Raw genomic sequence first — 12881 nt, forward strand, 5'->3', positions numbered from 1 at the left:
TTATTTTAGAGCTTCCATAGATTTTTTATTGAATGAACGAGAAACCCAAATTACAAGTAGAAGATTTTAATAATTCCACTACTAAAAATGAATTACTTTCTATTATTAAACAGAAAGATATTCCATTCCAAAAGGTAGAGGAAATATTACTGTATAATGAAGAGATTCGGTTGTTACAGATAGAGTTGGTAAAGCTTCAGCAATGGATATTAAAACATCAGAAAAGAGTAGCTGTTATTTTTGAAGGTAGAGATGCCGCTGGTAAAGGAGGAAACATTAGAAGGTTTATGGAACATTTAAATCCACGTTCCTCAAGACTGGTAGCTTTAAATAAACCAACCAATGTAGAACGAGGGCAATGGTATTTTCAAAGATATATTAAGGAGTTACCCAATCCTGGCGAGATTGTTTTTTTTGATCGTAGTTGGTATAACAGAGCCGTTGTAGAACCTGTAATGGATTTTTGTTCAAAAAAAGAGTATAATGAGTTTATGGTACAGGTGCCAGAGTTTGAACATATGCTATACGAAGATGGTTTAATCATTATTAAATTTTGGTTATCTATTTCTAAAGAAGAGCAGTCAAGAAGATTTGACAGTAGGAATGCAAATCCATTAAAACGATGGAAGTTTAGCCCTGTAGATAAAAAAGGACAGCAGCTCTGGGATACATATACATACTATAAGGACGAAATGTTTAGTAAAACACATACGAGTTATAGTCCATGGATGATCATTAAAACAAACAATAAGAAGGTAGCCAGATTGGAAGCAATGAGGCATGTTTTATCTAGTTTTGATTATGATGGAAAGGAAGATGCCTTAACTATTTTAACACCCGATCCTAACGTAGTAATGCGCTATTATAGATCATCATTTAAAATTGACTAAGAATGAGTATTGAACTTACAGAAACACAGATCAACAAATTGAACTCTAATAAGGGACTGATAGCACTTTTATCTAGAGATCAGCTCAATTACGAACGTGCCATTAGATATGTTGATTATGAGAAAAAGCTAAAAAAACTACAGTTAGAGATTATTAAGGTTCAGAACTGGGCAATTCAAGAGAATAAAAAGATTGTTGTGTTGTTCGAAGGAAGAGATGCAGCTGGTAAAGGGGGGGCAATTAGAAGGATTACCGAACGTATTAACCCAAGACATACGCGCATTATAGCACTACCAAAACCGACGGAAGATGAGCAAACACAGTGGTATTTTCAACGATATGTTCAGCAACTTCCGAAAGCAGGGGAAATGGTTTTCTTTAATAGAAGTTGGTATAATAGAGCAGTGGTTGAACCAGTAAATGATTTTTGTACACAAGAGCAGTACTTGACATTTATGAATCAAGTAAACGAATTTGAACGGATGATTTTGGAGTCAGGAGTGTATCTAGTTAAAATTTATATGTCTATCTCTAAAAAAGAACAGTTTAAAAGGTTTGAAGAGATTAAAAATGATCCCTTAAAACAATGGAAAATGACTGATGTTGATAAACGTGCACAAGAACTATGGGATGATTATACGGAGTACAAGCGTGCCATGTTTACCAAAACAAATACAGAAATTTCGCCCTGGAAAGTAATTCGAGCAAACAGAAAGACCGAAGCTAGAGTAAATGCTATGAATCACATTTTAAAGAGTATTCCTTACGACAAGAATATTCAAGTTTAATGCGATAGTTCTTTCTTTAAAGAAGAGAAGATATAAAACATTTCTGCTGCTACTTGTTTGTTGGTAGCAAAGTATGCCTTTTGCTGTCCATCCGTTCCATCAGAAAATTTAGGATCTACATATGGTAAATGAAATCTCTTTAATGCTTGAGGAATAAAAGGACAATTTTCATCTGCACTGCCACAAGTAGTAATTGCAATAAAAGGAGATTCGTTTTCAGGGTTGTCGTAAATTTTTGAAAATCCAACAATGTTTTTTTGGGCTTGATCGAACGAAATGTTGTAGACAGGGTTTTGATGGGAAAACTCAGTTATTTTGAAAACATAACCTACTTCTTGTAGCGCCTTTACCGTGTTTTTGTGAAATGCTGTTACCTCAGTACCTCCCGAATATGAATGGATGTTCAGGTCAAAATGCTCAGATGCAAAGTGACTCCAAACCTGTCCAAACTGACTTCTTCTAGAATTATGTGTACATATAAAGTTTAAACGAACTATTTTATCTTGTTTATAAACAGTTGCAATAGCGTCTACAATCCTAATCAGAAGTCCTTTTCTTTCTTCTGAAATAAAAGTATCTTTTGAAGATTTTATGAAGAATTCTTTCGTATTTACTGCCACAGTTTTTATCATGTTGTTACTTTTGTACAAAAATACGACTTAAATCATTTTTAAAATTAAATTAAAGTTAAATGCACTTTAAGATTGGAGATTATGTAGCTGTTGTGGATGACACCTTGAAAGGGGATGTCGTTGCCGTTACGAATGATCTGGTCTCACTTAAAGATTCGGAAGGAATGGTATATAGTTACCATCCTTCAGAACTGGTATTGATTAAAGATTCTCAATTTCAATTGTCAAAATATAGTGATATTCATAATCCTCTTTTAAAAGAAAAAATGAAAGAGACAACACCAAAAAAGAGTGCCTTTAAAAAGATAAAATCAGAAGTCATTCTTGAGGTTGATCTTCATATTCATAAATTAAAGAAGACAACTAAAGGAATGGATAATTTCGATATGCTTTCGTTACAATTAGATACGGCAAGATTAAAGTTAGAGTTTGCAATTCGTAAAAGAATATCTAAAATTGTTTTTATTCATGGAGTAGGGGAAGGCGTATTAAAAAGTGAATTAACGTACTTATTCAATAAATACCCTGTAAAGTACTATGATGCTTCGTATCAGAAGTATGGGCTAGGAGCAACAGAAGTCTACATTTATCAGAATCCCAATTCATAATTAATAGCTACTTTTGCACCATGATGAAAGCCTATTTAGATAATGCTGCAACCACTCCTATTCGTACAGAGGTCATTCAGGTAATGAGTGAATCTATGGAGTCGGTTTTTGGAAACCCGTCATCTACCCATCAATTCGGTAGAAAGGCGAAAGCTTTAGTGGAAACAGCCAGAAAAAATATTGCAAGTCATTTTAATATAACGGCCAGTGAAATTATTTTCACTGCTGGAGGTACGGAAGCAGATAATCTCATCTTACAAAATGCAATCACGAATTTGGGAGTGAAACGAATTATTACTTCTAAAATAGAACATCATGCTGTATTACATACGGTTGATTTTTTGAAAGATGAATTCAAGATTAATGTAGAATTTGTAGGAGTTCTTTCCGATGGGTCCATCGACCTTAAAGATTTAAAAGAAAGACTAGACAGTTCGGAAGAAAAAACGTTGGTTAGTTTAATGTATGTCAATAATGAAATTGGCAATATGTTACCCTTAAAAGAAGTAATTTCTTTATGTGATGCTTCTAATGCTTTATTTCATTCAGATACAGTACAGGCCATTGGGCATTATGCATTAGACTTACAAGAAACTCCAATAGATTTTATCGCTGCAAGTGCACATAAATTTAACGGACCTAAAGGAGTTGGTTTTGCGTATTTTAAAAAGGGGTTTGGAATAAAACCGATGCTCCATGGAGGAGACCAAGAGAAAGGAGCTAGATCTAGTACAGAAAACGTACATGCCATTGTAGGTATGGAAAAGGCACTTTCACTATCGTATGAATCTTCTAAAGAAGATGAAATATATATGAATACACTAAAAAGATACTTTATAAGCGCTTTTCGAGAGTTGGTTCCAGGAGTTTCCTTTAATGGACTATCCAGTGACCTTACAAAGAGTAGCTGCACGATCCTAAACGTTCTTTTTCCGTTTAGTAATGATATGTTGTTATTTAGTTTAGATCTTCAAGGAATTGCTGTTTCAGGAGGAAGTGCTTGTCAGAGTGGAAGTTCAAATGGATCTCATGTATTGGCAGAAATACAGTACGAAGAACAAGAAATGCATACGTCTATTCGCTTTTCATTTAGCAAACATACTACTAAGGAAGAATTGGACTATACCATAGAAAAACTAAAAGAGCTGCTCTAGAGCAGCTCTTTTTTTGGTACTTTGTCTAGAAGAAAATATTAGTCAAATACGATTTTCTTGGAGGACTTACCTTTTTCTGAAGTTACATTAACAATGTATACTCCAGCAGATAAGCTCGTAGTTTTAAGTCTATTTTCTGGGGAACTATCCAAAGATTTCCAAGTTTTAATTTTTTGTCCTAGAATATCATAAAGTTCTACTTTTTCGATATTCAAGTTTGTAAAGTTCTTGATAACGATCTCGTCCGTATTTTGGTCAACAAACAAGTTAAGGTCTGTATTTAACACGTTATTATCATCAACCGATAAGGTAGATCCAAAAGTTATATAGAAACGATCTTTATAAGAACCATTTGGTATTTGAAGCTCTATAGGATCTTTAAGATCGTGATACACTCCGGTAATCTTATCTAGTAAGTAAACAGGTACATCAATATTTATTATTTCATCAATCATGATATAAACAGGTTCGTCAGAATCCAATTCAATAGATAGCGGTACTTCTAAGTTATCCGAGATTGGTTGTACCCCAGCGATAATGAATTTTTTGTCAGGAATTTCATCAAACTCCCAGTACATATCAATATTTCCTACATCAAAGATCTCGCTATCATAACCGTTTTCAAATCCAAAACTATTGGACGCTCTAAAGGAGATTCCTATTTGTCTATGGAGGTCATAAGCGTTTTCATTTTCATACCCCATACCGAGTTTTAAAACAGGTAACAAATCCTCCTCTTCTTGTTCTTGTCTGTCGCCATTTCTAAAGAAAAACGTAGGTTCGCTAGGAGCAGTACTACTTCTATAATTTCGCATACTATTCTCGAATCGTACATCACCTCCTGTTGCAGACGAAGAAACAAAGAAACCTTGTGCCACTGCCATGTATCTACTAGGTGCATGATACGTACCCTGTCCCAAAGAAATTTCACCACCAATCGACCATAGAATATTGTCGATCACAAGATTGATGTCAATACCACTTGGTCCTGCAATAGTAAAAGAAGCTACATCATTCCAATTTAAGTTTACGGTGTTTCCTGTATCATTGTTTAAAGTAACTTCAACCTCACTATTATTAGTGGATGAAGCATTGTTAGGGTTCAATTTAAAAAGCACATTCCCCGCAGAAGGATTATCATTCACTATATATATAGATGAAAGATCAACATCTTCACTAAAAGTAAAGGTTGCTACATACTCTGATAAACCTGTCGAATTATTTAATACATTTCCTGAAGTACCATTGGCATCACCATAACTTGTATTTAGGTTAGCAACACCACTAGACACTGTATATGTAACGGTTACCTCTGTTGAGGATGCTGCTTCTGTAACTACTTGTGTAACACTAGCCGCATTTTGAGTTGCGTTTTCCCAATCATAGGTTTCACTTTCTATAGCAGCTACACCATTTGCTGCAACACCCATAGAGATGTTTCTTTGCGAGTACCCACCTTGATACCCTGCTTGAGTATGTCCTTCTATTGTGGTCGAATCAGAATCTTCCCCTGTATGTTCCCAAAAGTACAATGTTCCGTCAATGGAGTTAATATTGGTATTGATAAAGTCTGTAATATCCAATGCACTAGGGTATGGATTACCTAATAAACTAGTTTCTCCAGCCCCCGTAAAATTAAATACTAAAGAACCATCATTAGGTGTTCCATAGAAGGTGTAGTTTTGCCCAACTACTCCAGTACTCTTCATAGAGTATCCTTGCCCTCTTTGGAGCACACCAGTTTCGGTTTGTTGTACCCAAGCCGATCCATCACCTGGGTCATTCAAATTAGAATAGATCCAATAATTAGCAATGGTGATAGGAGTGACTCCCGCTGTTCCTGGAGCTCCGTCAAACCCTGAAGAATTCCAGGTTATTGCTGTTAAAGTTGAGTTCTCTGCTGTTGCCTGATTTCCATCATACATTACTTGTCCTACTCTAAAACTATTTAGTCCTGTTTCTCTTACAGGTGAAGACCAGTAGTGATATCTATATACGTTAGGTACTAAGGCTTGTTGATCCTTATAGATCTTACCTGTTCCTTGTACATTAGAGAGTCCAGTATGTGTTTGCACCAATTGAGCATCACCTACCAATCTAATTTCTCCATCTAAGATAAAGTCTTCATCAAATTCTAAGTAGTAATCTGAAGGGATCACCAACTTAGAGTTTTCTTTTACCCAAACACACTCAACTTCTACGCTTTCTGCCAGGATCGCATTGGTTAAAGAAGTTTCTGAATCTATCACCAATACTTTATCACGATCCTCAGAATTCGTACTAGGGCCACCCGTAACTCCTGAACTATTTCCTCCTGTCCATGAAGCACTATCTCCATTCCAGAAGATACCGTTGATTTCACTAAAGGTAAAGTACTTAGTTCCATTAAAATCGTAATTAAATACGTAATTGGTAACCCCATTAATATCTTGTGTTGTTGTTAATGGAATATATTCTACATTAGTTGTAAATGATTCGTCATCTGCTACTTTAAAAACTTTGATAGTGTTGGCTGTTACCAATGCTGCATCAATAGTAGATTGAACGACACCTACTTCTACAGTTCCCATAGTTCCTGTTTCTACTACTTTCCAAGTCCTTGCTAATGTCGTTTCAGGAGCACAAACAAGAACATCTACACTAACACCTCCAACTAAGACACTACCATCATTATTTCCCCACATTAAGAAATCTTTATTGGAAGAGAATCCTGTGCCATAAGGTTCTGAAACAGGAAAGTTAGAGTTAGTTGCATTAGATGTTGCTATCTCGGTAAGTCCCATGGTAATAATAGCATCTGAGTTGATAGACTTTGATTGATATTGTGCTAAAGCTAGGGCATCATCTCTACCAATACCAGCAACATCGTTATGAAAGTCAGTACCTGTTGTATTTGCCGTATAATCCCAAACCTTAGTACTAAGATCATTTAAAATATAGTCACCTTCTACGATGTCTCCGTCGGTATCAGTACTATTTAGCGTAATACCATATTTAACCGCTAGGTAAGATTGTATATTTTGTTGTTCTAGATCCGATGGAATAGAAGTAAAGACCATGATCTCAGCGATATCTCCATTGAAGAAAGAAGCTCCATCTGTACCAATGGTAAGGTCTGAATTGTCACTTGTAAAGCTATCTCCTGAATTATTGGTGTTTAATAATAACCCATCTCTGTAGACTCCTTTATTGGTCGTTGTAGGAGTCGATCCGGCCGTGGTAGAATTGAATCCATTCCAAATACTAAATACACCAGTTGTGCCTCCCCAGGTATTCGTTAATATGGTTCCATTACCCGATTGAAAAGCCACCTGACTACTACCGCCATTAGGGGCTTGTAAAGAAATTACATCGGCACCTGCACCATTCTGGTCGACAATATAATTGTTTGCGGTAGCTGAATTAGACATACTTACACCATACACCCATACATTATCACTTGCTGTTCCGGTTCCTAGTATTCCATTCGTAATTACTAAACTTTCGTTAGAATTCTCAAATCGTAGCACAGGATTAAAGTTCAAAGCAGAAGCATCTGTACCAGGAATAAGGTCTGGTCCTGTAACGCCTGAATTAGATGCGTTGAAAGGAGTACTAGTTTGATCTGTCCAACTGGTTACCTCATTGGTCGTTTCTGAAATATCAATATCGGCACGTAGCCATAAAATATTACCTGTAGCCCCTGGTGTCACGGTACCTGTTACAGCATCTCTAAAATCTACATCACTATTGCCATCGACGCCGGCGTTTACATCAGAATCTGCATCCGGTAGATCTGTAGAAGGTGTATTGATCTCGTCATTAACATCATAGCCGTCGTTGACGTCAGATCCTTCAAAATTGTCATCTAATCCATCTCCATCGGAATCTGTGCCACTGGCTACATTATCCGAATCTCCATTTTCTTGAATATCTGGAGTTCCATCCTCATCTGAATCTGTATCTAGATAATCTGGAGTAGTATCTCCATCATCATCGTTGGGAATAGATAGATCGACTCCTGTAATACCACTACAGTTTGCACCCGTACAATCAGGATCGTATACATCTGCCAAACCATCCCCATCTGTATCTGCTGTTGTTGGTGCTACATATCCTAAAGTAGTTTGCGCTTCTATATTATCTGGAATACCATCTCCATCAGCATCGATGTCCAAACTATCAATGATACCGTCGCTATCAGAATCTAAAGATAGATTACAAGCAGGATTTGTATAGGATTGTGGAACAATTTCATTTACTTCAATTCTACCACCACCTCTAGAAGTCATATACACTTCAAAAAATTGGGTAGGAGCTGACAAGGTATAATTGTATATGGTTACCAAATTATTACCTCCGGCCGCAGCATTAATCTGTGTATCTGTTTGAGTGACTAGATTAACTTGTGTACTTCCATCTGTATCGGTTTGATATATGTTGACGGATTTATTGTTAATATTATTAACGGCTAAATAGACAAATATGACCGTACCTGTTGGTAATTCACTACCAAAATCTACACGAACAAACTCATCTGGTCTATTCAATCTAGCTCCATTGTTAAAAGTTAAAATACCGTCAACACATTCTGTTTCATCCACCGAGCCTCCGGCAACACTATTAAAATCATCTAATGTTGGAGTAGGCGGCGTTATGGTGTTACACATTAATTCTACTTCATCCGGAATTCCATCACCATCATCGTCAATATCTACTGTATTTGCTATACCATCTCCGTCTGTATCTACTCCTACTACAGTATCTCTATATTGTAGATCTCCACCTATAGAAACATCAGCATCGGTATCGCTAAATAATCCATCAGTTTCAGGGTCTACATATTCTCCATTAATATCTGTATAGCCTTGATCGGTATCTCCAGTTTCAACATCATCTATTAATCCATTTGTTCCGACGGTACCGGTTACTCTGGTTCCGTCATTCGCAAGAGGTGTGTCTAAAGCTTCTAAGACATCATTAGTACCATCTCCATCCGAATCTGTATCTAAGTAATCTGCAATAGCATCTGCACCTACAACGGCCATTTCGTCGGTATTTATAGGTGTTAAACCAGTGTCATATGCTAAGTCAATTCCTGATAAACTAAAGTTACCAGTAGGAGCCACATAATTTTGTGTGGATTGTGCTTCTATATTATCTGGAATACCATCATTATCTGCATCTAAATCTCTAAAATCAAATACACCATCACTGTCTGAATCTAAAGGAGTACAGAAAGCGAAATCACCAATTGCCATTATTTGAGTACCTGTTAAACTTCCTGTTCCCGAGTTTTCATATACAATTTGTATCTGAGTAATCCATTCAGGAATAGAAGAAATTGTCAGGTCTGAACCATCATTACCATTATTCCCTTGGAAGGTATTGTTGGTTAAATCGGTGATTCCAGCAGGTACGGTATAATCCACACCAGCCACCATGGTATATGTTGTTCCATCTTGTTTTGTAATGATAACCTGCACATTATCTGTCGCTGTTCCAGTATCTACATCAAGATCGTATAAGGTAAAACCAAGTCCATAGACTGGTGCATCAAAATTAAATATGTGTCTTGATCTTCCATTTTCTGTTGCTAATTGTAGCAAGCTGTAAAAAGTTCCATCACCTGTTCCATTGCTTACACCAAAGGTACTACTAGACGTAACATTTGAAGTTCTGGTAATGGTAATGCCTACATTATCAATGGTAAAAGAGTTGCCAGGACTGGTTGTCGGATCATCATTGGTGCTAAACTGTGTACCCCATACAAAATTTGCTGCTCCAGGTGTACATGATCCAATCTCTATACTATCTACAATTCCATCATTATCGTCATCGAGATCTACTTCATCATTTACCCCATCACCATCTGTATCTACGGTAAATGTATCATCTCTATAATCTACATCCCCGCTATTAAATACATCCCCATCCGCATCAGGGAAGTTATCCGTTTGAGAATTATCAAAACTACCATTTACATCAACATAATTGTCTCCATTATCGTAAGCATTGTCTAGACCATTATTTCCATAAATACCTGTAAGAATTAACCCAGCTTCCGTATTGTCTAAGATACCATCGTTATCCGTGTCTGTATCTTTGTAATCATCAGTTCCGTCGCTATCGGTATCTTCAGGAGTTAATCCTCCTGTATAGGCAGTATCTACTCCATTACTATCATAAACACCATCGGGTACGGCATAACCTCCTGTACTTTGTGCTTCAATATTATCAGGAATACCGTCGTTATCGGAATCAAGATCAAAACTATCAATAATTCCATCTCCATCTGTATCTAAACTTGCACACACCCCATTTACAATGGTAGTTCCGTTAGCTGTGGCATAATCTGGGTCTGCATAATTTACAATCCCATCTCCATCAGAATCTGCTGAAGGATCGGCCGTTAAGCATAAAAAAGGAGCAGATCTTGGTAGCGTAACCACCGTATTTACAACTGCAGCTGCCTCGGTCGATCCATCTCCGAAATCTGGAAATTGACCACTTTCAAAAACGGTGCTTCCATCAAGAGAAATCCTGTAAAAGGATCCTCCATTTTCATTAGATCCTCCAGCAGTATCTAAACCGTCATTTGCAGAATCAAAAAGTGTAAAGACATAGGTTCCAGAAGTAGTTACATTATAATTTAGGTCAATAATATCGTCTCCATCTGCATAGGGGCCTCCACTTTCGGAGAATCCACTAGGACCTGTTAGTGTCCAGGTATTTTCATTCTCAAAACCTCCTAAATCAATATATACATTTATAGTAGATGTATTACTTGTTGTGGCACTATTATTACAGAGCTCCTGATTATCCAAGATTCCATCATTATCATCATCAAGGTCTACGCTATCCACAATTCCGTCATTATCATTATCTGCAAAAGCCGTCGCTGCATCTCTCCAATCTACATCACCTCCGACTATTGTATCTGGGAAGTTATCAGATTGTGTATCGTCGAAACTTCCGTTTACATCCGTATAATCATCCCCATTGTCATAATTGCTGTCTAATCCGTTTACACCAGCGTTTCCACTTAAGGATAAATTAGCTTCAATTCTGTCTAAAGTCCCATCTCCATCAGAATCCGTGTCTAAATAGTCAGGTACAGAATCTGAACCTGAGTTTGTGTTGAGAGGAGAAGACAAATCAACCCCAGTAACACCTTCACAGTTCGCACCTGTACAATCGGGATCGAACGCATCATTGAGACCATCTCCATCAGTATCTATGGTTCCAGCAGCATCAGGTGCCACATATCCCGCAGTAGTTTGTGCTTCAATAATATCTGGAATACCATCGCCATCTGAATCTAGATCCAAATAGTTTGGAACCCCATCACCATCAGTATCACCTGTACCTTCAACGGAATCAGGAATTCCATCATTATCATCATCTACATCCGTTGAATTAGGAACACCATCACCATCTGTATCCAATGTGCCATCGATACCTGAATCTCTCCAGTTCACATCAGGGCCTGGCCCTGTATCTGGGAAGTTATCTGTCTGTGTGTTGTCAAATATTCCATTCACATCAGCATAGGTATCGCCATTATCATAGCTATTGTCTAACCCATTTTCACCTACGGTGCCACTAAGAATTAAATTAGCCTCTGTAGTATCATCAGTAGCATCATCATCAGAGTTTAGATCTCTATAATCCGCTTCGCCAGTTCCATCCGTATTTGTAGGAGCAGAAATAAAAGCTTGTCCCACATAGGCTGAATTTAAACCATTATTAGCGGTATATGTAGCTGCATTATCTGCTGCTAGTCCAATATATCCTGCTGTCGTTTGTGCTTCTATATTATCGGGAATACCATCATTATCAGAATCTAAATCTAAGTGATTAGGAATTCCATCATTGTCAAAATCATATACATCAGGAACACCATCAGAGTTTGCATCTACATAACTTGTTGTAGAACCATCAGATGTACCATTATTATCATTGGTATCTAAAAAGTTGGGTAATTTATCTCCATCTTCATCCCCTAAAGGATCATATTCCGTGCCGCTTAAAGTGGTTTCTACCGTATCTAAGATACCATCATTATCATCATCAATATCATCCGTATCAGGAACGCCATCTCCATCGGTATCTAGTTCTTCTAATGCATTTAACTCAACAGCAAAATTTAAAGAACTTACAGTAAGATTAGAACCTGTCCCATCATATGAAGCATATGTTCCTGGAAATACAATAAGTGACATTTCGCCAGAACCATTTGGATCTCCAATAAAATAGAATTTAGTTTTGGTCCAAGTACCTGTTGCAATTGAAGTAGAAGTTTGCTTAGGGTTAGAGCCAATTTGATAATCAAATTGAGTTTTCGCCTCACCAGAATAATAATCGGTACCTCCACCACCGCCGTCTGCATTACTTATTGCAGATAACGTATATAATGTAAGAACATATACTTTTCCTGAAACCAATCCTCCCATGGTAGTAGTTACGGATTCTTCCGCAATACCAGAAGATCCTAAATCTTTCATGGTAATCCAAGTGATATCTCCAGTTGGAGGTATTGGTAATTGCGATACCCAGGTAGCGCCTCCACCAACACTTCCTTGACCCCCAGCACTATCTCTATTAGAAATATCGGGTGTTCCTCCATTATCTGTCCAGCCAGTAGGTGTACAGTTACCACACGTAGTAGATTCTGAACCCGTGCTAGGAATAGTTTGTGCATACAATTCCGTATTGCTTATAGCAAAACATAGTATTGCAAAAAAAATAGTATATAATTTTTTGTACGTAGTAATTTTACCTGTTTCCCCAAACAGATGAAAATTAAAGTTTATATCCCCCATTTAAA

General features: G+C 37.1%; 6 protein-coding genes. 4 read left to right on the forward strand and 2 right to left on the reverse strand.

Annotated features, from left to right (window positions below):
- The first annotated feature begins 32 nt into the window (after positions 1-32).
- On the forward strand, positions 33-890 hold the full coding sequence (gene ppk2 / locus RQM59_RS04175) for a polyphosphate kinase 2 (protein WP_349240821.1): 858 nt from the start codon (positions 33-35) through the stop codon (positions 888-890).
- Between the two features lie 2 nt (positions 891-892).
- Positions 893-1678, forward strand: a complete 786-nt coding sequence (gene ppk2, locus RQM59_RS04180) for a polyphosphate kinase 2 (RefSeq protein ID WP_349240822.1) — start codon at positions 893-895, stop codon at positions 1676-1678.
- Here ppk2 (RQM59_RS04180) and RQM59_RS04185 read toward each other — a convergent pair.
- A complete protein-coding gene (locus tag RQM59_RS04185) occupies positions 1675-2310 on the reverse strand; it encodes a low molecular weight phosphatase family protein (RefSeq protein WP_349240823.1) in 636 nt (211 codons plus the stop codon). The genes ppk2 (RQM59_RS04180) and RQM59_RS04185 overlap by 4 nt on opposite strands.
- A gap of 59 nt (positions 2311-2369) precedes the next feature.
- Here RQM59_RS04185 and RQM59_RS04190 point away from each other — a divergent pair, with 59 nt between their 5' ends.
- Together RQM59_RS04190 and RQM59_RS04195 are read left to right on the forward strand one after the other, a co-directional pair.
- Complete coding sequence (locus RQM59_RS04190; RefSeq protein WP_349240824.1) at positions 2370-2918, forward strand: DUF8465 domain-containing protein; 549 nt, start codon at positions 2370-2372, stop codon at positions 2916-2918.
- A gap of 20 nt (positions 2919-2938) precedes the next feature.
- Positions 2939-4072: a cysteine desulfurase family protein gene (locus RQM59_RS04195; RefSeq protein WP_349240825.1), complete on the forward strand. Its 1134-nt coding sequence runs from the start codon at positions 2939-2941 to the stop codon at positions 4070-4072.
- A gap of 38 nt (positions 4073-4110) precedes the next feature.
- On the opposite strand, the gene RQM59_RS04200 is transcribed toward RQM59_RS04195, so the two are convergent.
- Positions 4111-12876, reverse strand: a complete 8766-nt coding sequence (locus tag RQM59_RS04200; protein ID WP_349240826.1) for a DUF8202 domain-containing protein — start codon at positions 12874-12876, stop codon at positions 4111-4113.
- Positions 12877-12881: the final 5 nt, after the last annotated feature.

Origin of the sequence: Asprobacillus argus (assembly GCF_032248395.1) — a bacterium.
Taxonomy (GTDB): domain Bacteria; phylum Bacteroidota; class Bacteroidia; order Flavobacteriales; family Flavobacteriaceae; genus Polaribacter; species Polaribacter argus.

Coding starts and splice junctions, on each gene's coding strand:
- ppk2 (WP_349240822.1), top strand. CDS start 893: ATGAGTATTGAACTTACAGAAACACAGATCAACAAATTGAACTCTAAT.
- RQM59_RS04185 (WP_349240823.1), bottom strand. CDS start 2,310: ATGATAAAAACTGTGGCAGTAAATACGAAAGAATTCTTCATAAAATCT.
- RQM59_RS04200 (WP_349240826.1), bottom strand. CDS start 12,876: ATGGGGGATATAAACTTTAATTTTCATCTGTTTGGGGAAACAGGTAAA.
- RQM59_RS04195 (WP_349240825.1), top strand. CDS start 2,939: ATGATGAAAGCCTATTTAGATAATGCTGCAACCACTCCTATTCGTACA.
- RQM59_RS04190 (WP_349240824.1), top strand. CDS start 2,370: ATGCACTTTAAGATTGGAGATTATGTAGCTGTTGTGGATGACACCTTG.
- ppk2 (WP_349240821.1), top strand. CDS start 33: ATGAACGAGAAACCCAAATTACAAGTAGAAGATTTTAATAATTCCACT.